At 43.3% G+C, this 24,702-nt stretch carries 18 protein-coding genes; 8 read left to right on the top strand and 10 right to left on the bottom strand.

Features of this window, described 5'->3' with window-relative positions:
- Window positions 1–54 precede the first annotated feature (54 nt).
- Window positions 55–2,136, top strand: a complete 2,082-nt coding sequence (locus tag NQ565_RS08165) for a putative porin (RefSeq protein WP_005654914.1) — start codon at window positions 55–57, stop codon at window positions 2,134–2,136.
- A 15-nt stretch (window positions 2,137–2,151) separates the two neighbouring features.
- Complete coding sequence (locus NQ565_RS08160; RefSeq protein ID WP_005654912.1) at window positions 2,152–2,967, top strand: transporter substrate-binding domain-containing protein; 816 nt, start codon at window positions 2,152–2,154, stop codon at window positions 2,965–2,967.
- A 90-nt stretch (window positions 2,968–3,057) separates the two neighbouring features.
- Here NQ565_RS08160 and NQ565_RS08155 read toward each other — a convergent pair whose 3' ends face one another.
- A complete protein-coding gene (locus NQ565_RS08155) occupies window positions 3,058–4,983 on the bottom strand; it encodes an NAD(+) synthase (RefSeq protein WP_005654910.1) in 1,926 nt (641 codons plus the stop codon).
- A 194-nt stretch (window positions 4,984–5,177) separates the two neighbouring features.
- On the opposite strand from NQ565_RS08155, the gene NQ565_RS08150 reads away from it, so the two are divergent.
- Window positions 5,178–5,612 carry a Fur family transcriptional regulator gene (locus tag NQ565_RS08150; protein WP_005654906.1) on the top strand — a complete coding sequence of 145 codons (435 nt, stop codon included), beginning with the start codon at window positions 5,178–5,180 and terminating at the stop codon, window positions 5,610–5,612.
- A gap of 26 nt (window positions 5,613–5,638) precedes the next feature.
- Window positions 5,639–6,196 (top strand): NADH peroxidase, encoded by a 558-nt coding sequence (locus NQ565_RS08145; protein WP_005654904.1) that lies wholly within the window; start codon window positions 5,639–5,641, stop codon window positions 6,194–6,196.
- 88 nt (window positions 6,197–6,284) lie between these two features.
- On the opposite strand, the gene NQ565_RS08140 is transcribed toward NQ565_RS08145, so the two are convergent.
- Both NQ565_RS08140 and NQ565_RS08135 read right to left on the bottom strand, forming a co-directional pair.
- Window positions 6,285–7,982 (bottom strand): OmpP1/FadL family transporter, encoded by a 1,698-nt coding sequence (locus NQ565_RS08140; RefSeq protein ID WP_005654903.1) that lies wholly within the window; start codon window positions 7,980–7,982, stop codon window positions 6,285–6,287.
- Window positions 7,983–8,015: 33 nt separating this feature from the next.
- On the bottom strand, window positions 8,016–9,275 hold the full coding sequence (locus tag NQ565_RS08135) for a hypothetical protein (RefSeq protein ID WP_005654900.1): 1,260 nt from the start codon (window positions 9,273–9,275) through the stop codon (window positions 8,016–8,018).
- Between the two features lie 204 nt (window positions 9,276–9,479).
- Between NQ565_RS08135 and prmA the strand changes: the two genes are divergently transcribed.
- Window positions 9,480–10,322, top strand: coding sequence for a 50S ribosomal protein L11 methyltransferase (gene prmA / locus NQ565_RS08130; protein WP_005654898.1), 843 nt, complete (start codon window positions 9,480–9,482; stop codon window positions 10,320–10,322).
- Between the two features lie 33 nt (window positions 10,323–10,355).
- On the opposite strand, the gene NQ565_RS08125 is transcribed toward prmA, so the two are convergent.
- The 6 genes from NQ565_RS08125 to NQ565_RS08100 form a co-directional block, all read right to left on the bottom strand.
- A complete protein-coding gene (locus NQ565_RS08125; RefSeq protein ID WP_081448464.1) occupies window positions 10,356–11,204 on the bottom strand; it encodes a glycoside hydrolase family 25 protein in 849 nt (282 codons plus the stop codon).
- Window positions 11,205–11,346: 142 nt separating this feature from the next.
- The gene (locus NQ565_RS08120) at window positions 11,347–12,993 is read right to left on the bottom strand and encodes a diphosphate--fructose-6-phosphate 1-phosphotransferase (RefSeq protein WP_022103660.1); all 1,647 of its coding nucleotides are present in this window, start codon (window positions 12,991–12,993) and stop codon (window positions 11,347–11,349) included.
- A 137-nt stretch (window positions 12,994–13,130) separates the two neighbouring features.
- Window positions 13,131–15,887, bottom strand: a complete 2,757-nt coding sequence (locus tag NQ565_RS08115) for an AAA domain-containing protein (protein WP_005654893.1) — start codon at window positions 15,885–15,887, stop codon at window positions 13,131–13,133.
- Window positions 15,888–16,066: 179 nt separating this feature from the next.
- Window positions 16,067–17,446, bottom strand: a complete 1,380-nt coding sequence (locus tag NQ565_RS08110) for an efflux transporter outer membrane subunit (protein WP_040315743.1) — start codon at window positions 17,444–17,446, stop codon at window positions 16,067–16,069.
- A gap of 35 nt (window positions 17,447–17,481) precedes the next feature.
- Window positions 17,482–20,592, bottom strand: coding sequence for an efflux RND transporter permease subunit (locus tag NQ565_RS08105; RefSeq protein WP_005654891.1), 3,111 nt, complete (start codon window positions 20,590–20,592; stop codon window positions 17,482–17,484).
- A 9-nt stretch (window positions 20,593–20,601) separates the two neighbouring features.
- Entirely contained in the window at window positions 20,602–21,852 is a 1,251-nt protein-coding gene (locus tag NQ565_RS08100; RefSeq protein WP_040315804.1) for an efflux RND transporter periplasmic adaptor subunit, read from the bottom strand.
- Window positions 21,853–22,155: 303 nt separating this feature from the next.
- Here NQ565_RS08100 and NQ565_RS08095 point away from each other — a divergent pair, with 303 nt between their 5' ends.
- The 3 genes from NQ565_RS08095 to NQ565_RS08085 are packed head-to-tail and all read left to right on the top strand — an operon-like array spanning window position 22,156 to window position 23,854.
- A complete protein-coding gene (locus NQ565_RS08095) occupies window positions 22,156–22,425 on the top strand; it encodes a hypothetical protein (protein WP_005654889.1) in 270 nt (89 codons plus the stop codon).
- Window positions 22,426–22,430: 5 nt separating this feature from the next.
- Complete coding sequence (locus tag NQ565_RS08090) at window positions 22,431–22,985, top strand: 1-acyl-sn-glycerol-3-phosphate acyltransferase (RefSeq protein ID WP_005654888.1); 555 nt, start codon at window positions 22,431–22,433, stop codon at window positions 22,983–22,985.
- Between the two features lie 29 nt (window positions 22,986–23,014).
- Window positions 23,015–23,854: an amidohydrolase gene (locus tag NQ565_RS08085; protein ID WP_005654887.1), complete on the top strand. Its 840-nt coding sequence runs from the start codon at window positions 23,015–23,017 to the stop codon at window positions 23,852–23,854.
- Here the strand turns inward: NQ565_RS08085 and NQ565_RS08080 are convergent.
- Complete coding sequence (locus tag NQ565_RS08080; RefSeq protein ID WP_016661332.1) at window positions 23,826–24,527, bottom strand: SIMPL domain-containing protein; 702 nt, start codon at window positions 24,525–24,527, stop codon at window positions 23,826–23,828. The two genes, NQ565_RS08085 and NQ565_RS08080, sit on opposite strands and share 29 nt — an antisense overlap.
- Window positions 24,528–24,702: the final 175 nt, after the last annotated feature.

The raw sequence follows: 24,702 nt of genomic DNA, 5'->3' as shown, positions 1-24,702 counted from the left end.
AAAAGGCTGAATTCCGTAAGCGAATAATTTTTTATTGTATCTTTGCGCCTAATTATGAGACGAATCGTACTGACATACATATTTCTATCTATTATAGGCATTTTGGGCGTCGGGGCACAAAACCCTTTCAACCGTATGGATCCTGTAACAGGCCGTGACCAGTTCGGCAACCAGGTAGACCCCAACACATTACCCGATAATCTGGAAGACAGCACCGATACGGAAATCCAAAGCCTTCCGCCCAAACTCTATATGTGGCGTTTGAGTGAAACATTGGGCAACCGCACTATTATCCCCGCCGATACTGCCAACCTGAACTTCCAGAATACCAATCTGGTAGAAGGCATGTACGGACACTATAATTATCTGGGTAATCTGGGTTCCCCCCGTATGTCACGTATCTTCTTTGAACGCAGAGACAACGAGCCGACCATCTTCATGGAGCCCTTCTCCAGCTTCTTCGTCCGCCCCGATGAAGTGAAATTTACCAACAGTAATGTACCTTTCACCAATCTTACCTACTATAAAGCAGGAAATAAGGTCAACGGTGAAGAACGCTTCAAGTCCTATTTCTCGGTAAACGTCAACAAGCGGTTGGCATTCGGCTTCAACATTGACTATCTGTACGGACGGGGATACTACCAGAACCAGTCCACATCGAACTTCAATGCCGGAATATTCGCCAGCTATATAGGTAATAAATACCAGATGCAGGCGGTATACAACAACTTCACTATGAAGATGAACGAAAACGGCGGTATTCAGGACGACCGTTACATCACGCGCCCGGAAGATATGGCGGAAGGCAAGAAAGAATACGAATCCACTACCATTCCGGTTAAGTTGGAACAGACGTCAAACAAGAACAAAGATTTCTATGTATACCTGACGCACCGTTACCGCCTCGGCTTCACACGTGAAACCACAACTGTGGAAGATGCCAAATCCCCCAAAAGAGCAGTTGCCAACGACAGCGTACCTTTAGCCAAAGATACCATTATAACCGAAGAGTTCGTTCCCGTCACCAGCTTCATACATACCATGAAAGTGGAACGGGCGCGTCATAAATTCTCTTCCGCCAAGGAGACGGAAGGGCAATATCCCAACGCTTACTTCAACGAAGTAGCCAGCAGGGACTCTACTACGGCTTTCAGTGTAAAGAACGTATTCGGCATCGCTTTGCTCGAAAGTTTCAACAAGTATGCCAAAGCTGGACTGACAGCCTATATATCGCATAAATTCAGCCGCTATGAGTTGATGGACACATTGTCGCGAACCAATTTCGACGAACAGGAGATATTCGTTGGCGGCGAACTGGCCAAACGGCTGGGTAAAACACTGCATTACAACGTAAACGGTGAAGTGGGCATCATGGACAAGGCACTCGGACAGTTCCGCGTCAATGCCGACCTCGACTTGAACTTCCGCCTCTGGAAGGATACCGTGAACTTCTATGCACGAGGTTATGTAAGCAACACGCTGCCCTCTTTCTATATGCGTCATTATCACTCCAACCATTACTACTGGGACAATGAAAACATGGACAAGGAGTTCCGTACACGCGTGGAAGGCGAGCTGAACATCAGCCGCTGGAAAACCAATCTGCGTGCCGGCGTAGAGAACATAAAGAACTACACCTATTTCAACCAAAATGCCATGCCCGCTCAGGAAAGCGGTAATATACAGGTGCTCTCCGCTACACTGAAACAGGATTTCCGTTTAGGCATCCTGCATCTGGACAACGAAGTAACCTGGCAGAAATCAAGCAATGAAACGGTATTGCCCTTGCCGCAGCTCTCGCTATATCACAATCTGTATCTGCTTGCCAAAATAGCCAAGAAAGTGCTGACTGTACAACTTGGTGCGGATGTGCGGTATTTTACCAAATACAATGCACCTGCCTATACCCCTGCCATTCAGCAGTTCCATCTTCAAGCAGCAGATGACCAGGTGGAGATTGGCGGCTATCCGATTGTAAACGTATACGCCAATCTGCATTTGAAGCGGACACGCATCTTTGCCATGATGTATCACGTTAATGCAGGAATGGGTAAAGGCAATTATTTCCTTGTGCCGCACTACCCTATAAACCCGCGTCTGTTCAAGATTGGCATTTCATGGAATTTCTACGACTAATGCCGTCTTTCAACTATGAAAAAGAGTAAATTATCAAAATATATCATCCTGGGGGCAATAGCCGCAGTCGTTGCCACATTTATATTGCCCAAAAAGGAAATCCGTAAAGGACATCCGCGCGATTATGCCGAAATAGCAGCAGACGGTACGCTCCATGCCGCTACGGAATATAACTCCATCAGCTTTTATGTGGACGGAGACACCCTGTCCGGATTTCATTACGAATTAATAGAGGCTTTTGCCCGTGATCACGGTCTGCAGGTAGCCATTACTCCCGAAATGAGTTTTAACGAACGTCTGGAAGGTCTGGCAAACGGCAGGTTCGATGTCATAGCCTATGGAATTTTAGCAACCAGCGAATTAAAGGACTCCTTGCTTCTGACCTCTCCGATTGTTCTGAACAGGCAGGTATTGGTACAACGGAAAACAGACTCTCCCGACGATTCCCTGTTTATCAAAAGCCAATTGGACTTAGCGGGAAAGACGCTGAATGTGGTAGAAGGGTCGCCTTCCATCCTGCGCATCCGTAATTTAGGAAACGAAATCGGTGATACCATATATATTAAGGAAGTAGAAAAGTATGGTTCCGAACAACTTATCGCCCTTGTCGCACATGGCGATATCGATTATGCCGTATGCGAAGAAAGCATCGCTCGCGCAGCAGCCGACAGTCTGCCGCAGATAGACATAAATACGGCTATCAGTTTCACCCAATTCTACTCGTGGGGAGTGAGCAAGCAGTCTCCTGTACTCTTGGACAGCCTGAATACCTGGCTGGAAAGATTCAAAAAAGGAAAAGAGTACCGGAAAATATATAAGAGATACTACTAAAAAGTTAAACGCTGAAAGCTAAAAGGTCGTGTCAAAAAGAACCTGATAATTTCTTTTTGACACGACCTTTTAGCTTTCAATGCTTAATCCTCAAATCTTTTCAACTTCCTTCAGCCACATTTCTGAAGAAGCATCGCTCGGCATCCGCCAGTCACCGCGCGGACTGATAGAAATACTTCCTACCTTAGGGCCATCGGGCAAACAGGAACGCTTGAACTGCTGGTTAAAGAAGCGACGACAAAAAGTCTGCAACCACTTCTTTATAGTCTCTTCATCATAAACATCTTTAAACGTACGCGCAGCAAGGAAGAAAATCTTGGAAGGACGGAAACCGCAACGAAGAAAATAATATAAGAAAAAATCATGCAGTTCGTACGGCCCTACAAGGTCTTCCGTAATCTGCCTGATATTTCCGTTTTCATCCGCCGGTATGAGTTCCGGACTGATAGGGGTGTCCACAATATCCAATAATGTGGCCCGCGACGTCTCATCAATGTCATTCTCCGCCACCCACTTCACCAAATGTTTCACCAATGTCTTGGGGATACTTCCGTTAACACCGTACATAGACATATGGTCGCCGTTGTACGTAGCCCAGCCTAAGGCAAGTTCCGAGAGGTCGCCGGTGCCAACTACCATCCCCCAGGTCTGGTTGGCAATATCCATCAATATCTGCGTACGCTCACGCGCCTGTGAATTTTCATACACCACATCGTGTACGTTGATATCATGGTCTATATCTTTGAAGTGCTGGATGCAGGCATCCTTTATGCTGACCTCGCGCATGGTTACGCCTAATGATGCCATTAAGTCCACCGCATTGGTATGGGTGCGGTCGGTAGTACCGAATCCCGGCATAGTCACGCCGATAATTCCTTTACGGTTCCAACTCAGTTTATCGAATGTTTTCACACAAACCAGCAATGCCAGTGTGGAATCCAGACCACCGGATATGCCTACCACCGCACTCTTGGCATTGGTATGCAGCAAACGTTGCGCCAATCCCGACACCTGTATGGAGAATATCTCCTCACAACGCTCGTCCAACGCTGCTCCTTGAGGAACAAACGGATGCGGATCGAAAACACGGGTCAGATTCAAATCTTTGGAATTGACATATTCCGTAGAGACACGCACCGGCACTTCCGGTGCACAATTGGCGCGACAGGCTGCAAATGTAGTGTTCACCCGGCGTTCCGTACGTATATGCTCCACGTCAATCTCACTGATAACGACCTGTTCCTCGAACGAGAAACGCTCGCTGCCTGCCAGCAACGTACCGTTCTCGTAAATTAATCCGTTACCTGCAAACACCACGTCTGTAGTAGACTCGCCAAAACCGCATGAACTGAATACATACCCTGCGATACAACGTGCCGACTGCTGGCTGATAAGCGAACGCAAGTAAGCATGCTTGCCTATCCCCTCATTGTCTGCCGAAAGGTTGAAAAGAATTTCCGCTCCTTGCAATGCCAAAGAAGAACTTGGCGGAATCGGAGCCCATAAGTCCTCGCAGATTTCAATTCCAAAGGTTGTATCCGCCGTCTCGAAAAGCAGATTCCGCCCCATGGGGACTATTTGCCCGCACAAACGGGCTGTCGTTTCCGAAACTTCACACGCAGAAGTAAACCAGCGCTTTTCGTAAAACTCTTTATAATTCGGAAGATAAGTTTTAGGAACAACTCCCAATATCTTACCTTTCTGTATGACCACCGCAGTATTCAGCAGTACACCGTTCAAAGGCACGGGCATACCGAGAATGGATATAATATCCATCTGACGGGTATTGTTCAAAATCTGCATCAGCCCCATTTCAGCCTCTTCAAGCAGAAGTTGCTGGGCAAAAAGGTCACCACAGGTATATCCGGTAATGCACAACTCCGGAAAGGCAATTATCTGCACTCCTTTCCCATCGGCAATGATTATCTCTTTTTCAATCTGTCCGGCATTGAACTTACAGTCCGCCACTCTAACACGGGGTACAGATGCCGCCACTTTAACATATCCGTAATTCATATATGAATCCTATTAATATTAGGGTGCAAAAATACGGCAATTTATCAATAAACACAAAAGAATCAGCCTTTTCACTTTGCATAGCCGCACTTTCTGATAAAAAATATCTAAAATCTTTTGGATAAACAAAAGAAGTACCTATCTTTGCAAGAGAATTAAAAATGTAATTATTACAAGTTTGAATTGCAGATGATATGGATGTAGTAAAACGATTGCAAAATCATAACATTAAGCCCTCGGTACAGCGCATAGCCATTATGACTTATCTGATGGAGCATCGTACACATCCCACGGTGGATGAAATTTATACGGCACTTGCACCTTCCATTCCCACATTGTCTAAAACAACTGTTTACAACACTTTAAAATTACTTAGTGAACAAGGTGCTGCACAGACATTGACAATTGACGAACGGAATACCTGCTATGATGCAGATACCACTCCTCATGCCCATTTCTTATGCAAACATTGCGGAAAAATATATGATTTGGAATGCAATGCCAACATTAAACAGGTAGAAGAAATGGATATGAACGGACACGAAGTGCAAGAAATCCATTATTACTATAAAGGTATCTGCAAAAGCTGTCTGGAAAATGAATATTTAACCAAAATAACGAATAACTAATTCAACTAATTAAAATCTGAAGTAAAATGAAAAAGTTTAGATGTACTGTCTGCGGTTACGTATATGAAGGAGACGCAGCTCCTGAGAAATGTCCTTTGTGTAAAGCTCCTGCAAGCAAATTCGTTGAAGTAGAAGAAGCACAGGCAGGCGGTCCGTTGGTTTTTGCTGACGAACATGTCATTGGCGTAGCCAAAGGTTGCGATGACGAAATGATTAAGGATTTGAACAACCACTTCATGGGCGAATGCACGGAAGTAGGTATGTACCTTGCAATGAGCCGCCAGGCAGACCGCGAAGGCTATCCTGAAGTAGCTGAAGCTTTCAAGCGTTACGCATGGGAAGAAGCAGAACACGCTGCAAAATTTGCTGAATTGCTGGGTGACTGCGTATGGGATACCAAGACTAACCTTGAAAAGAGAATGAATGCAGAATCAGGCGCTTGCGAAGACAAGAAGCGTATCGCTACACGTGCCAAAGCATTGAATCTGGATGCTATCCATGACACAGTTCATGAAATGGCTAAAGACGAAGCTCGTCACGGTAAAGGTTTCGAAGGTCTGTACAACCGCTATTTCAAGAAATAATCCGAAACAATACGGTAGAATATAAAAAAGACTTGCAGAAGAAATTCCTGCAAGTCTTTTTTTATCGGTAACGGGGAATCACTTCCCCTTAAAAACGTAAACCTAAGGTCAGCAGCACCTGGCTTCGGGTATTTTTTACTTTCGTTGCTTCAGGAGAGCCTATCACTAACTGGCCTCCATCTTCATAGGCATTAATGAACGGATAGAAATCTTCCTTGTATGAAGAGAACTTATATGCCAAATCAGCATAAAACATAGACCCTCTGTAACCGAGACCCACTGTATAGTTACTCAAAGCTTTGGTATTTGCAAAATCCGTATCCGTCTGAATTGAGTTATAAGGCAAATCCTTATATGCATCACTATTGAAAATGGCAGAGGTATAATTGTATCCTGCACGCAAAGCAAACTGAGGAATCACTTTATATTCGGCTCCCAAACGAATGGTGCTCACCCCTTTCAGCATAGAAGTAGTACTGTTTTCGTACCCAAATGTATCGGAATAGCCTTCCTGGTCCTTGAATTTCATGGACGAATAGTCCTGATATTCATACTCTGCCCCTAAAGCCAAACTGGAACCTACAGTATATCCCAAACTTACATTATACGTCCATGGTATCTGCAAGTGGAATTGACGCACCATGTCTCCATTCATTATATCATAAGTATCCACAGTATATTGACCGATCACACCGCTTCCTATACCCGACTCGTTAGCTATATCCAAATCATTCAAGACATTCGACTCCAGGCGGGCATTTGTCTTATAATCCAAATTATAATAGGTCGGTGTATGAATGGCTAATCCAATCCTCAAAGGGGAATATTCGAAAGGACGCACGATGGCTCCGAATTTCACATCAAAACCCGAACCGTGTATCTTGTTCCAGCTCTGCAGGTTATAATTCTGCCCGATGCTATTTCCGGCATTATCCAAATAGTCTTCACTATAAAAAGTATATTTATTGTAATCTATGGCATAAGCCCCCACAGTTACGCCTAAATATACCCGGTCATTAATATTGAATGAAATATTGAAATCATATTGTTCAATTCCGCCACGCTCTTCCGACCGGAAATTGCCATTTCCTCCTAAAAACATTCCTCCATATTCACCCGGAGTGATATACATTAAATCACCGTTCAGATTCTTTACCTGAGTCCCGTTTTTCATATAGGGAACGTAACCGGAAGGGACATCTCCCTGTCCGTTGTGGGCAATAAAGTCGGTTATCAGATAACTGTCATATCCCAATGCGGATAGCCATCCTACTTCCGGATCTGTATAAATATTGCCCGACCAGTCCTTTATTCCTCCGGCTTGTGCCGCCATATAATCCGTTTGCGTATAATCGCCTAAATTACCTCCCATCGACATATTCTTATAAAAAGACTTCGCCTTATGATAATTAAAGCCGAAATTCACATAACGCAAAGCCGTAGCATTGCCTATCTTTGAAGAAATAACAAAACCGGCATTATCAAATGAGGTTTTCATCTTGTCTGCATTCATCTTACTTCCCATATAATTACTTTCAGTACCATAAGAAGAAAGACTGAATGACAGCATTGCATCATTACTGCGATAAATACCTATACCGGCAGGGTTTGTAGCAATAGTGGAAATATCTCCACCCAACGCACCCATAGCTCCGCCCATACTTACAAAGCGTGCTGTACCATTTAAATCCTTGTTTGCGATGTTGGCTGCATCGTACACGGTCTGTGCACTTACCGGAACTGCACCCAACATCCCCAAAACAGCTAAAGTTATAATTTTTTTCATATCCTACTCATCTTTTTCTATTGAATACTATACCTATCTTCTTCTTGAAGAACCACCACCTGACGAACGGGTAGCACCGCCGGAATAACTGCGTGAACTGCTACCGCCTCCCGAAGAATAACTACGGGTGGAAGAGTTGTTTTGCACAGGCGTATAAGAGCGACGGCTACTACTGTTACCGGTTGAATAATTGCGTGTTGACGATGCAGAACTGCCCCTGTTGTAAGTAGAAGGACTTCCGGCTGCGGAACGTCTTACACCTGTAGCATGTACACGGCTACTACTTCCCTGCACTCCTGAAGCTGAAGAACCTACCCGCGTACTGCTTGGACGGGTATATACCCTGCGCCGGGTAGAGGCGGCATCTGTACGGGTAGTTACCCCACTGCGTGTACCCGACGGACGTGTACCTACCACACGTCTGGTGGTCGTACCGCTTTGTCCGTCTCTTCTATAGGATGACACACCTGAACGGACAGCCGAACCGGTCCTGCGAACCGTAGAAGAAGAATTTCTATAACTGCTTGCTCCCGAAGAACGGCGATAGGTATATGTATTACGCGGCCAATAACCGCCACCGGGATAACAGTGATGATGATAGTGGTGATGTCCCCACCAGCCACCTCCATACCAGCCGCCCCAGCTTACGCTCCAGCCAAAGCCCCAGCCCGGACCATACCAACTGTTCCAACCCCAGCCATAATAGGGATAGCCGCCCCAACCGAAAGAGTTATAGCGCCAATCCCACCACAAACGGTTGGTGAAGGTAGGAAATGCATATGCGTACAATCCGTCCGTATATACATTCCAGTCCCATGGATTCAGACCATAAACTACATCCCAGTAAAGCGGGCTGCTGATACTGATGGCATAGCGTGGATTGCGGAAACGGATAATGCGCGTGGCATATTCATAATCATCTTCCGAACCGTCAAAACCGTTCACCCATTCTCCATCCAGGCCATCGTCTTCTTTTTCGTCTATATAAAGCGTATCATTCTCTTGTGAAAAGTCATAGTCTTTAGAGTCATACCGACGATTATACTCGTCTACATCACGAATATTCCCTTTACGGTCTTTCACTACAATGGTCGTATTGCCCGGCGACGCATAAACCGTAGTCGGAGCATTTGTCTTTACTACAACCGCATCGGCAGCCGGAGTTTTTTTCTTCTCCGTCTTTTCCTCTTTTTTCTTGGAAGGAACGTAGTAAAGGTCGTCATCTACACTTTGAGCTGAAAGTGCCCACGGAAGACACAATGCAAAAAGCGATAAAAAAACAATCTTTTTCATATTTATTTGGTTTATGGGTTTACAATTCCATACTTTTTCACACCACAAAGATAACGCAGGGATTTACTCTATACAGAAGATTTTCCCCAAAGATTTATAGGGATTTCCCTAAATGCACCTATCTTTGTATCCAAAACAAATATACGCAGAAATAGGATTTTCTCCTATACCTGCCTTTTGCATTTAACAAACAATTATATTCCAATGAAATATTTAGAATTTACATTTCATACCACTCCCTGCACGGAAATCGTCAACGATGTCTTATCGGCAGTGCTGGGTGAAGCCGGTTTTGAGAGTTTTGTAGAGCAAACAGACGGGATTGCCGCCTACATTCAAAAAGATTTATACAATGAAACTGTCCTCAAAGAAGCTCTTGCCGATTTTCCCTTACCTGATACACAGGTAGAATATGCTTACCAAGAAGCGGAAGACAAAGACTGGAATGAAGAATGGGAAAAGAATTTCTTCCAGCCCATTATCATTGGCGACCGCTGTGTCATCCACAGCACATTCCATCGCGACATCCCTCAAGCAGAATACGATATAGTCATCAACCCTCAAATGGCATTCGGTACAGGACACCACGAAACGACCAGTCTCATTATCGGTGAATTACTTGATAACGATCTGCAAGGCAAATCTTTGCTTGATATGGGATGCGGAACATCCATTCTAGCCATATTGGCACGTATGCGCGGTGCTGCGCCCTGTACAGCCGTCGATATAGATGAATGGTGCGTACGCAACTCTCTTGAAAACATAGAGCTAAATGGAGTAGACCGTATATCCGTTTTTCAAGGAGACGCTTCTCTATTGAAAGACCAAGAACCTTTTGATGTAATCATAGCCAACATCAACCGTAACATCCTGCTGAACGACATGAAACGATATGTAAGTTGCATGCATCCGGGGTCGGAACTATATATGAGCGGTTTTTATGTAGATGATATTCCTGTAATACAGGCCGAAGCGGAGCATAACGGACTGCGCTTCGTACATCATAAGGAAAAAAACCGTTGGGCCGCAGTAAAGTTTGTATTATGACACAACGATAAAAGGAAGAAAACGGAAAGCAAGCTATTGCAGGGTCATACCAACCAATTCTTCCAACGTGCCGTTAAAAACATTCAGATCGACTTCTTCTTCAATGCCGGGGACATTACCTACATCGGTATGTTGCCAAAAATGCCATTTGCCCTCGTACTTCACGGAATCAACGTAATAATGGGCTATCCAGTAAGGATAAGCGTTGAATATGGAGTCGTTGAGATAACGTTTCTTAAATTTATAGGAAGTGTAAAGAATCGGTTTTACGCCGTAATGCGCCTCTACTCTGTCGAGCCAGGTTTTAACGGCAGATTTCAGTTCCAGAGGAGATCTCTTACCCGTAGTTTCCACATCAAGAACGGGGGGAAGGTCTCCTTTTGACAAGTGTACTGTACTAATAAAAAAGTCAGCCTGCTTATGCGCATCTGTCTTGGGTAGGAAATAATGATAAGCTCCTCGGATAAAACCGTATTTCCGTGCCTGACTGAAATTTTCTACAAAAGTTTCATCGCCATAATCGCCCCCTTCGGTAGCTTTCATAAAGATAAAATGTATGGGAAATTTCGCTTCTTTATTATGAAGGAGCTTATCCCAATCTATAATACCCTGATAGTGGGAAATATCAATGCCATGCACCTCATAGTTGCAAGGCATGCATACGCCGTAGCCCTTTAAACCGTAACAAGGTTTCCAACGATAAGCATAAGGACGGATAAAGAACCAATAGAATCCTGCTGAAAATACCGCTATAATACAAAATGCCAATAAATTACGCAACCATACAGGCATGGGACGAGACACCGTCTGCTTCTTTTTTCGAGAAGAAGTACGACGAGATACAGGTTTGCGCCGGGAAACTGTACTGTTTTTAGAAGGCATTCAAGTATATTGAAGTAACAAATATCTATCAAAAATAAAACACAAACTACACAGATTACACAAATTCGGATTTGCGCAACTCTTGTGTAATTTGTGTTCTACATAGCCAATTACTGCAAATGCAGCAATTGGCTATAAGATTTTATCTACCTTGTTCCAGTTGCAAAGTCTTGGTAGGCTGGTCGCAAACTTCGGCAGGACCGAAGTATTGGATAGGACCCGGATAAACATAGTCTGTTTCCACAGCCCAACGCTCACGCTGAGCGGCAAATGCCTTGAAAGGAGCACCGTCCAGTCTTACCAAAGCTTTCTGGATAACCGGTTTCATTTCGCCGTGACGACGTTCCATATTCATCATCATTGTAATAGGTACACCACCTGCAATCCACTCTTCGGCAGGAGCTGTAGTATTACGTACGGAAGACATGTAACCGGTCTTACCGTTAGCAATCAGCGCAGATGCCGCATAACCCAAAGAGTAGCAGTAGTCGGCATCGAAATTAGACGGAGCAGCGCAACGTCCTTCATAACCGAAGAAGTGATGCTGTGCAGCGAACTTACCTACATATTTACCTTCTTCTTTCCACTGAGCCAATTTGGCAGCTACCATTTCGGACAACAGTTTCTCCGTTTCAATGAGAGATACCTGTACGTTTCCGTGCGGGTCGCGGTCCAATGACAACTGACGCGCTACACCTTCGGGAAGACTGGCATAGATAGCGGCATTTTCCGGAGAAAGTTTGCGGATGATATAGTCGCGTTGGTGTGATTTCTTAATCTGAGAGAATTCCTCTGCATTGGCAGCCAGGAAATCATTCAACTCAGCGATAAGACGTTTCATAGCAGGGATGAACTCAACCAAGCCCTCGGGGATAAGAACCGTACCGAAGTTATTGCCCTGTGCGGCACGATTAGCCACCACCTGAGCGATACCCGTTACGATATCATCCAAAGACATATCCTTAGCTTCAACTTCTTCGGAGATAATACAGATATTAGGCTGTACTTGCAATGCACATTCCAAAGCGATATGTGAAGCGGAACGTCCCATCAGTTTTATGAAATGCCAGTACTTACGTGCCGAGTTACAGTCGCGCTGGATATTACCAATTACTTCAGCATACGTTTTACAAGCTGTATCGAATCCGAAAGAAGTTTCAATCATTTCGTTCTTCAAGTCACCGTCGATAGTTTTCGGACACCCGATAACTTGTACACCGCAATTCTTCGCAGCATAATACTCAGCCAATACGCAGGCATTTGTATTAGAATCGTCACCACCGATAATAACCAGTGCTTTGATATTCAATTCCTTCAAGATTTCCAGTCCTTTTTCAAACTGTTCCTCTTTCTCCAATTTGGTACGGCCTGAACCTATGATATCGAAACCACCGGTATTACGATATTCATCGATGATATCGGCAGTCAGTTCCATATAATTATGGTCTACCAAACCACCAGGGCCAAGAATGAAACCGTACAGTTTACTATCTTTGTTCAACTTTTTAATACCGTCAAAAATACCGGATATCACATTGTGACCACCGGGAGCCTGACCACCGGAAAGAATTACACCCACATTCATAGCAGGGAAATCAACGGTCTCATCGGTATTTTCGAACTTAATCAAAGGCATCCCATAAGTATTGGGAAACAATTTCTTGATTTCTTCCTGATCGGCAACCGACTGGGTAGCTGCGCCGGCCACTGCTTTTACAGTACCTGTCAGCCCTTTCGGAAGTTTGGGCTGATAAGCAGCCCTTGCAATTTGCAATGCACTTTTAGTCATTTCTCTTAAATATTTAAAGGTGTTAATAAAGTTTCGTTTAAAAGCGTCGCAAATTTCGCTCTTTTCCACAAGAAATGCAAACTGAAAAGGGAAATAATTAAAAGTGAGCGCTAAAACAAAACAAGAGAGAATATCACTTATATCTCTTGAAGCGCTTTCATCAATTTTTCTTCTTCGCCGCTCCCCACGGTTGAAAGCCGCAAAATAGGAATCTCATATAATGTAAGAATATGATCTTTCTTTATATCTCGTTGATACTGCTGTGTTTTCTCATTATGATAAGAATAGCCATCCGTCTCCACTACCAATATTGGTTTCTTGCTGACATGGTTAATTATAAGAAAATCCACGTGAGTATTATAATTAGCAGCATATACCCGTTCATCCTCATTTAAAAGGATAGTATCTTTGATGAGATGACGTAAAGGAATATGACATAATACTCCCAAATGATGAAACTCCCGATATTTTTTTAAAACTGTTTGTATAAAAGCAAAAGTAATGTTTTCCGAATCATACTCAGATATTTTCGGATGTGCCTGAATAAAAGCCAAACGTTGACGGGTATATTGACTATACAGATAATCAAAAATAGAATGTATCCTACTCTCACTGACTGTGAAGTTATTATATTCAATATAAGACAACAATTCACTGATATTACCCTTCAAAAGCTGTTCGTTACCCGAGACAACCAGACAGAACCGCTTTTTGGCCCTTGATATGGCAACATTCAGCAGGTTCGGATCATCGCTGAATTCGGTTATCTGATCATCCACCACACTCATAATAATAGTATCTTTCTCCCGTCCTTGAAACTTATGAACAGTAGCAGATTCTATTGCAGGTAATTGCCGAGACAATTCATCAACTTGAACATTATAAGGAGTGATAATTCCAATATCCGTCTGTTCGGGTAAATGAGCTATCACTTCATCACGAATTACATCAATTTCCCGCTGATTATAGTGTTTACGAGCATGATGTCCCGGCACTGTCTTGATTGCGCACAATGTATCAGGTTTTCCATCATCCTCGGTCATAATAAGCAAACCACCGCTATAAAACTTACGATTACAAAAGTCAATAATACGAGGATGGCAACGGTAATGTTCCCGAAGCAATGTTTGCGGGGCATCGGGCAAAAGAGTACATACCGACTGTAAAAAGCTGTTTCCGGCACAATCATAACCGGAAGGGATATCGAATTCCGCGACAATAGCATCAAGCTTTTTTTTATCCTCGCCTGTCACTATATTGGGCAACTGCAAAGTATCTCCCACAATAACAACATTTTTTGCACATGTCAGCGCCAAAGCACCCGTTTCAATAGAAACTTGCGATGCCTCATCCATAATCAGATAGTCGAATTCTGCTTGATCGGACAAACAAATACGTGAAGAGAATGTAGTACTCAGCACTACCGGATATTGCTCCAGTACACTCTGGTAATCTATTCGCAAATCCCTGACAGAAGAAAAAAACTTACGCTTTTCCTTGCCGTATTTCTTAAACAAGGATGCTTTGAATAGCTGCATAGATACTTCCGTTAATCTGTTCAGTTCAGTCTTGGCATTATAGGTTTTCAATTCGGCTTGCAAGTTCGTTATCCGTTCGTTTAATTCCTCAATCTTTCGATGGTAATACAAAGTTTGCAGTTCCGTAATAATAGCAGATAGATTATGCTTATCAAACTTAGAGTTCAGTTTTAATACATATCGTCCTATCAAATTCATCCACCACCATTGAAGAGCCGCCAAACACTTATTCCACCATTCTTTGGGAACAATGACATCCTTCTCTGCATATGCCTGAAACTGTAACCACAAATTTAAAAGACGCGTGGAAGATAGATAGTTAGCACTATTGAAAGAAGTAATTTCAAATATCTGATCCCGTTTGAAATGATTATACTCTAACTCTACAGCTTGAAGCTCTTGTTTGGACAAAGCCAACTCCTCTTGTACTGCAAAAATCCTGTCAAGCTTCTTCAAAAGATTTTCCGCCTCTTCCTCTTTCTGGAGTTTTTCCTCTACATTACACTCCCAGTCTTGAAGTTCATCGGGTATAGCAGGCTGATTACCTATAAACGCCTCTTTATTTCCTTTCCTGCCCAATGGTGCCACTATAAAGCCAAGTCCCGCCTTATCCAGCTTCTCAAGAACATTGGTCGTCGCTGAATTGTTGTTTGAAACGACTAAAACAGTCTTTCCTTTGCGTATAATATTAGCTATAATATTGAGGATAGTTTGTGTCTTTCCCGTTCCCGGCGGACCTTGAATGATACTGATCTGATGTTCAAAAGCACAAACTACAGCTCGTTTCTGACTGGCATTGCATCCAAAAGGGTATATAAGCCGACCGCTCTTATCCTTCTTCAATGCTTTCTTTGGATTTAAATATGGAGCAATAGCTCTGCTATCATCAATAAAATCAATCTTTTCATAAAGTTTGGAAAGCAATCCGATATTATCTTTTTCTTCCTCTTTACCGAGAATATTAGTAGATGCCACCGCCTTCAAATATTCAAATACACTTTGCGATTTACCATCACTCAAACATGAAGTCCTGATTATCAATTCTTCATCCAAGAGATACTGTGAGTAATTGGAAGTGTAAACTACATACCAATAAGTACTACCCCTATATTCAAAAGAAAATACTCCTTTTAAATCGTACACTCTGCGCTGACGAATGAATATTCGGTTATGAGCGATGTCAATTTGTTTAGAGCACGTCAGCCATACAACTTTCTCACTGCCATATCTATATACCTTAGAAGAACCGAGATACTTCACATTAAAGCGACCAGCATCATCCCGACCTATTTCTTCTATTTGCAAGGTCTTATTTTCTCCATTAATCAAAATAAGGTTTTGAGTAGCATCAATCATACTTCTTTTGTGTTTTAACCTAATATCAGTTCGAATAAATCCCACGGTTAAAGTTACGGATATTTATAATATGACAGGTATTTTCCAAAAACGAAATCTTACATACCCGTTAAAAAAACAAGAGTACTCCCGCAACCAGTAAGAGCACTCTTGATTTCTATCGTAAACAGCTTTACGGTTTATTTCTCTATCTGCCAGCCTCCACCCAAAGCCTTATAAACATTTACCACTGCTATCAGTTCGTCACGGATTGCATTGCTGACACCAATCTGGGCATCGAAATATCCACGCTGGGCATCAAGCACGTCCATATAATTAATAACACCATTAATATATTGCAACTGCGCTAAATCCACGTACGTTTTGGCTGAACGTTCCAATTTGAGACGCAACTGATACACTTCCTTTATTTTGTTGAAGTCCACAATTGCGTTCTTGGCCTCTTTAAAAGCATTCAACACCGTTTTCTCATAGCTATGAACTTCCGCCTCAAACGAAGCTTTCTGTGCCTTTAGAGCAGCCCGGTTCTTACCCCAATTGAAAAGCGGAGTCAATACTGCTCCGTTCAACAATGAATAAGGCGACTGAAGGAAGTTTGACAAGACATCACTCTCCAATCCAAACTGACCAGTCAGCGACAACCGAGGGAACATATTGGTATAGGCCACTTTCACACGAGCATGTTCAGCTATAAGCTGCTGCTCTGCAGCACGAATGTCAGGACGACGTTCCAATAAGCCGGACGGCAATCCTACAGGTAAAGACTCCGGCACATCCAACTCCTCCAAAAAGCGGCTGCGCTCTATACGTGTAGGAAATTCACCGGCAAGAAAAGCTATGTCATTCTCCTTGATGGAAATCTTACGTTCCAGATCCGGAACAAGCGTAGCTGTACGCGCCAACTCTACTTGCGCCTGCTGATAAGATGTCTCCGAAGTAAGTCCGCCTTCAAAACGGATTCTTGCAAGACGCACACCTTCTTCACGAGCCTTTTGTGTCTGACGGACAATTTCCAATTCTGTATCGAGTGCTACCAGCTCGTAATATGCCTGCGCCACTTCCGCAACAATTGTCATACGCAAGGCACGCTGTGATTCTACACTTTGCAGATAATCGGCTACGGCAGCTACTTTTTTCCAACGCAGATTTCCCCAAAGGTCAAGTTCCCACGACAAAAGAGCCTTTGCTTCATAGCTGTTACCCACATCGCGGCTATGTCCGCCATAGTTTTCAACTTCACGCTCTGCCTCTATTTTACCATTCAACTGGGGAAGTAGATTAGCTACGCTGATACGTTTCTGGGCCGCCATTTCTTTCACGCGAGCGGCCGCAACGAGCATATCTTTATTATACTCCAATGCGCGTGCTATCAGATTACGCAAAGTATTGTCTGTATAAACAGCCTGCCACTGCTCATCGGCAATGCTGATGCTGTCCTGCTGTTGCATCAAACTGTCGGGCAATGCCATTTCGGGACGGACATAGCTTTTGCCTACCTTGCACGATGCAAAAAGAACCGGGGCGAGCAACAGAAGTATATATATATTCTTTTTTTTCATAAGTGTGTAATCAGAATTCATTTACAATGTTATCATCAATCTTTTTTGATTTTGTGTTGCACTTTTTCCTTTGCCTTATAAATCAAAACAAAGAAGAAAGGCACAAGCACAATGCCGAATACAATGGCAAAAATCATTCCAAAGAAAACTCCCGTACCTATTGCCTGACGGCTTGCAGATCCCGGTCCGCTTGCAAGAACCATAGGAAGCATACCCAATACAAAGGCAAGTGAAGTCATCAATATAGGACGGAAACGGAGTTGGGCGGCATGAATGGCCGACTGCACCAAATCTCCTCCATTATCCACCTGTACTTTGGCAAACTCAACGATAAGGATAGCATTTTTTGCTGCAAGTCCCACCAACATTACCAAGCCAATCTGGAAATAAATATCATTTTCCAAGCCACATACAGCAACGCCCAAATAAGCTCCCAATGCAGCTACCGGCAACGAAAGCAATACAGCAATAGGCACAGTCCAGCTTTCGTATTGTGCTGCCAGGAACAGGAATACGAAGAGGAATACCAACGTCAGCACCAGTCCGGTCTGCCCACCGGCTTTCTTCTCCTGATAAGAAAGTCCGCTCCACTCAACACCTATATTATCCGGTAAATGTTCGCGCGCTATCTGTTCCATAATCTCCATAGCCTGGCCGGAACTGTACCCCTGTGCCGCCGAACCGAGAATAACTGCAGTAGTAAACATATTGAAACGTTTAATACTGCCCGGACCGGTTGTATAGGATGCATTACCCAACGAGGTTAACGGAACCATCGCACCATTAGCTGCTTTTACAAAGAACAGATTAATGTTCTCTTTGTGCTCACGATACGGAGCTTCAGCCTGAATATATACCTTATATATACGATTGAACATATTAAAGTCATTTACATATACGGAACCCGTATAAGCTTTCATCGTAGAGAACACATCTGCCAACGGCACCCCCAGCATCTTCACCTTGTCACGGTCTACATCAAAATAGAGTTGCGGAATCTCAGACTGCAAAGAAGAAGAAAGCCCCGTCAATTCCTTGCGTTTCTGAGCATAATACATCAAAGTATCCGCTGCCTGTACCAGATTTTCAAAAGTAGCTTCCCCACGTGCCTCAAGCTGCATTTCAAAGCCACCGGATGTTCCCAATCCCGGGATTACAGGAGGAGTAGAAAGATAGACTCTACATTCGGGGTATTCCCTCAAATCCTTTTCCACTTTCTCCATTATCTTATTGATAGTGGTATTTTTGCGTTCCTCCCAGGGCTTCAATATAACAGTTAACTCACTGCGCGCCTGATTGCTTCCTACACGCGGACTGCTACCCGTTACATTCTGCACATAAGCCACATACGGATTCTGCTCCAGATACTGCACGGCACGATCGGTCACGATACGGGTACGTTCCAAAGTAGAACCTTCCGGCAGTTCCAACTCCACTTTAAAGTATCCCTGGTCTTCCACCGGCAAGAAACTGGTAGGAATCAGACGGTGAATGATGAAAATAGCTATCAATACCATACCGAATGCACTCATCAAACGTCTGGGATGCTTGATAACGCGGCTGATAACACCAATATACTTATGATTACTGATATTCAACCATTCGTTAATCTTACGGAACACGATATTCTTTTTCTTTCCGCTGTCGGGCTTCAGGATAAGCGAACACATCACGGGACTAAGCGTCAGTGCCACAACCGTAGAAAGCAATACCGATACAGCAATGGTAATAGTAAACTGGCGATATAATTGTCCGGTGATACCGCTCAGAAAGCTTACCGGAACAAATACGGCACAGAGCACCAATGAGGTTGCAATCAAAGCACTTGCCAAACCGTTCATTGCTTTTTTCGTTGCTTCATAAGGAGAGAGTTTTTCCGTTTCCATCAGATGTTCCACATTCTCCACTACCACAATAGCATCATCCACGACAATACCGATAGCAAGAATCAATCCCAACAATGTCAATATATTCAGCGAGAAACCGAAAATAAGCATGAAACCGAAAGTACCGATCAAAGAAATAGGCACTGCAACAACAGGTATCAAAGTAGCACGCCAGCTTTGCAGTGAAAGGAACACTACCAATACCACAAGAACCAATGCTTCGAACAATGTCTTATACACCTCGTGGATAGACTCCGAAATATAGGTAGTCATGTCAAAAGGTATCTCGTAACTCATTCCTTCAGGAAAGTTCGCACTGATTTCTTCCATTGCCTTCTTCACGTTGTCCGCCACTTCCATAGCATTGGCACCCGGAAGCATATAAATGCCGAGAACTGCCGCATTTTCACCGTTAATACCACTTTCCGTACTATATGAGGAAGCTTCAAGTGACACTCTGGCCACATCGCGAAGACGAATAATAGACCCATTGGCATTGGCACGGACCACAATATCCTCAAACTGCTTTGCCGAGCTCAAACGACCTTGCGTTGTAATAGGAATTGTAATGTCCAAACCTTGCACCGGCTGCTGTCCCAAAACACCGGCAGCCGATTCGCGGTTCTGGTCTTTCAAAGCATTCTGCAAATCCTGAACAGTCAATCCGAAATTTGCCAGTTTGTCTGGCATGGCCCAGATTTGCATGGCATAGTAACGGCTACCGATATTAGACACACGTCCCACACCGGGAATACGGCGTAAAAGGTCGAGTACGTTAATAGTAGCAAAGTTACTTAGATAGATTTCGTCGAATTTCGGATCATTGGAAGTCAAACAGATTGTCATCAGCTGGCTGGGAGCCTGCTTTTCTACCGAAATACCATTCTGAATGACTTCCGCAGGCAAACGGCTTTCCGCCAGCTTTATACGGTTTTGAATTTCCACGGCAGCCAAATCCGGATCGGCAGATACATCAAAGGTCACGGTTGCCGAAAAGCCACCGGAATTGGAACTGTTGGACTCCATGTACAACATACCCGGAGTACCGTTTATTTCCTGTTCGATAGGAGTCGCCACTGCTTGTGACACAGTCAGCGCACTTGCCCCCGGATAGGATGCACTGATTTTCACAACGGGCGGTGTTATCTGTGGGTATTGATCCACCGGAAGCATAGTCAGACCGATGATACCGACAATTACAATCACAATCGATATCACCGCCGAGAATACAGGGCGGTCTATAAAGAAACTTACTTTCATACTGTTATTTTACTTTGAGAGATTCTTATCCTTTTCTTTATTCTCAGAAGCGGCTTTCTTATTCAAAGAATCTGCCGGCTGCTCATCTTCCTTTTTGGGAGCAGCTGCTTGTGCACGCACTTTCATTCCCGGAGTAAGTTTATGGAAACCTTCCGTCACTACCTGCTCTCCTGCCGCCAGTCCGCGTTCAACAACCATATTGTTACCAAACTCAGGTCCTAATTCAATGAAGCGCTTTTCAACTGTCGAATCGCGGCGCATTACATATATATAAGCACCGCCTTTCTCAATGGTAACGGCCTTTTGAGGAACTGCCACAGCACCTTCGCGTACGTCCAACAACAGTTTTACTTTCGTAAACTGTCCGGGCAGCAATACTCTGTTCGGATTAGGCATTTCGGCACGAACGGAGAACGTACCGGTTTGCGGGTCAACCTGCGGTTCTGCAAAATCGACATAACCTTTGTAAGGATAAACAGTATTATCAGCCAAAGTAATCGTGATATTAGGCTGCCAAGAGCGGGTAGAATCCTGACGGCCTATCTCTATATTGCGCTCTTTGCTTTTAAGATAGTCCAATGCGGTCATGCTGAAATCTACCAATACCGTATCACTTTTTACTATGGTAGCAAGCAATGATTTAGCCCCGGGACCTACCAATGTTCCCAAGTCCACATTTCTTTCACTGATATGCCCTGATAGCGGAGAACGCACAATGGTATACCCCAGTTCCAATTCCGCCTGGTCCAGATCGGCCTGACTCATAGCAACAGAAGCCTCGGCCGTTTCATAAGCAGCCTGCGCATTATCCAAATCCAGCTGACTGGCAGCATTCTGTGCATACAAAGGACGAATACGTTCCAAATCCCGTTTGGCTTTCAACGCCTGCGCCTCATCTTTCTTTAACTGTGCACGAGCCTTGTCAGCCTTTGCACGGTATTGGTCTTGATTGATAACAAATAAAACCTGGTTTTTAGTTATATACGTCCCTTCGGCAAAAAGCATACTCTCCAAATAGCCTTCCACACGTGCACGGACTTCCACAAACTGTTGTGCACGTATACGACCTACATACTCACCAAAAATTTCCACATCACCCACTTCGGCAGGTTCTACAATAACAGTAGGTAATTCCGGCTGAATTTTCTTGGGCCAAGTCAATATCAGATAACCGGCAAGCAGCACTGTCATGCAGGCTATCATCATTATCACCCGTTTCTTTCTCAGCTTTAATTCTTTTTTTGTAAAAAATAGTCTCATGCTTGTTTGTTTATTTAATTTAACCCTATTTCCCATTTCAAAGCAAACGCAATGCCAAAGCAGGACAAAGGGTATTCTTTATTATATAATAGTTTAGTTATCAGACATGAACATATATATAAGTAGTAATATTCCACCTGCTTTCCACACTCACATTGTAGAAAATCTCCACAAATGTAGAATTATTCCACGAACTATTTCTCATTAAAAACACATAAATTTTCATTTTTTCACTCAACTCATGAAGAAAAACACTATCTTTACCGAAAATAACACTATTCATTCACATAAAAAGTAAAGATTATGGCAAGTAGAAAAGCATTGAAAAAGAACGTCAATTATATTGCCGGTGAATTATTCGCCGAATGCCTTATGAACAGTCTGTATGTACCCGGAACAGACAAGAAGAAAGCTGATGAACTAATGGGTGAAATTCTGAAAATGCAAGATGAATTCATCAGCCGTATCAGCCATACCGAACCGGGAAATGTAAAAGGTTACTACAAGAAATTCCGTTCTGATTTTAATGCAAAAGTAGACTCAATCATTGAAGCTATCGGCAAACTTAAATAATAAGAATGAAGAAAAGACTATATAGTTTTATCTATTATCGCCTGTTAGGTTGGAAAACAAATGTAACAGTGCCCAACTATGACAAATGTGTCATTTGTGCAGCGCCACATACATCCAACTGGGATTTGTTTATCGGCAAACTGTTTTATGGTGCCATCGGACGAAAAACCAGCTTTATGATGAAGAAAGAGTGGTTTTTTTTTCCTTTAGGATTGATATTCAGAGCCATCGGCGGCATACCGGTAGACCGAAGCCGGAACACATCTTTGGTAGACCAGATGGCAAACAGATTTGCCGGAAGCAAACTGTTTCATTTAGCCATTACTCCGGAAGGTACGCGCAAATCCAACCCTAACTGGAAAAAAGGTTTTTACTTCATTGCGTTGAAAGCACAAGTTCCTATCATGCTTATCGGTATAGATTATCCTACCAAGACTATAACTTCCACCAAGGCAATAATGCCAACAGGAGACTTTGAGAAGGACATGCATGAAATAAAGCTCTATTTTAAAGATTTTCGCGGAAAGATTCCTGAGAATTTCTCCGTTGGAATAAATTAAAAGACAACCGATAGCAACTGTTTACTAAAATGAACCAACTGCGTGTCAGTATCCTACAAATGGATATTGCTTGGGAGAATAAACAAGACAATCTTCGCCGTCTTCGCGAAAAGCTGGAAGCTCTTCGCGGAGCGACGGAGATTATTGTTTTACCGGAAACCTTTTCTACCGGTTTCAGCATGAACACCGACACATTGGCAGAGCCGGTAACAGGTAATACAATTACAACACTACGCCAATGGGCTTCAGAATATCAGATAGCTATTGCCGGAAGCTATATAGCTTGTGAAGAGAATTTTGTTTCATCTGAAAGCAATCCATCATCCTACAAAAACTCTACCTATTACAACCGCGCCTTTTTCCTCACTCCCGAAGGGGAAGCTTATTTTTACGATAAACGACATCTGTTCCGCATGGGCAACGAGACAGATAATTTCACGGCAGGCAGCCGTCGTATCATAATTCCGTATCGAGGTTGGAATATACTGCTACTCGTCTGCTACGACCTGCGCTTTCCGGTATGGAGCCGGAATACAGGCAATGAATACGACCTCCTGATTTACGTTGCCAACTGGCCTGTACCCCGACGTAAAGTCTGGGACATACTTTTACAGGCACGGGCATTGGAAAATATCAGTTACGTTTGCGGTGTAAACCGTATCGGTAAAGACAGTAATAGCTTCTCCTATAACGGCGGCAGCGCAATCTACTCATACAAAGGTGAAATGCAGATTCAAGTGCCCGACCATGAAGAAGGAACAGCTACGGCTACTCTTGAACTTTCCGCACTACAAGAATTCAGAAACAAATTTCCGGCATGGAAAGATGCGGATTCATTCACTATCGTCTCAGATAGTAATTCACGGTAGTCACTACCCGTATACTTTTAATATAAGGCGTATTGGCATCTCTGTCCGATATGGAGAATTGTCCCTGCGAAGCATTCCGTATCTTACCCAGGCTACTGTCTGAGTCTTTTGCAAACTTTTCGGCAGCGGCACGGGCATTTTTCGTAGCTTCTTCTATCATTTGCGGTTTCACATCATTCAAGCCTGTAAATTCATACACCACATTATAGCGATAATCACCTCCACTGATGGCAATACCCTGTTTCAACAGTTCAGCCTGTTCCGACATCAGTTTCCGTACCTTATCTACATTTTTTGAAGTAACCGTAATGACTGATGTAGCATTATACCGATAAGCAATATCACGATTTCCATAGCGTTCGGCCTGCATATCTATCACTTCCGGAGGGGCAATACTGATTTCTTCCTTAGCAATGCCGTTGCTTTCCAAAAATTTCACAATTGCCTTGTTTTTCTGTTCCATATTGGCATAAAGCAGCGACGGATCATTCCCTATATCTTTATACATCAAGGGCCATATCACCTTATCAGCAGGAACTTCCATCTCAGCCAACCCTTTTACACTGACAATACGTTCTTTATCTATAAAATCATTTATACCCCATTTAATTATCACTCCCAGCAGTACCATACCAACGGCAATAATAGCCGCTTCTACTTTCCATGTTTTCATAATCCATCGTTTTATTAAGTTTATCATAAGTAAAACAAAATAACGAAAATAAAGTTCCCGCTTACCATCATCCTGATTAAAAGATATTAAACAGGTATTTCTTTAAACATTACGTATTAAATTTTAGAGTATTTAATAGAAATACCTAAATGTATGGAGTGCATCTTACCTAAAA

This window comes from Bacteroides stercoris ATCC 43183, assembly GCF_025147325.1.
Taxonomy (GTDB): domain Bacteria; phylum Bacteroidota; class Bacteroidia; order Bacteroidales; family Bacteroidaceae; genus Bacteroides; species Bacteroides stercoris.
Note: the sequence above shows the minus strand (reverse complement) of the source record. Positions and strands in the feature narration are given on the sequence as shown.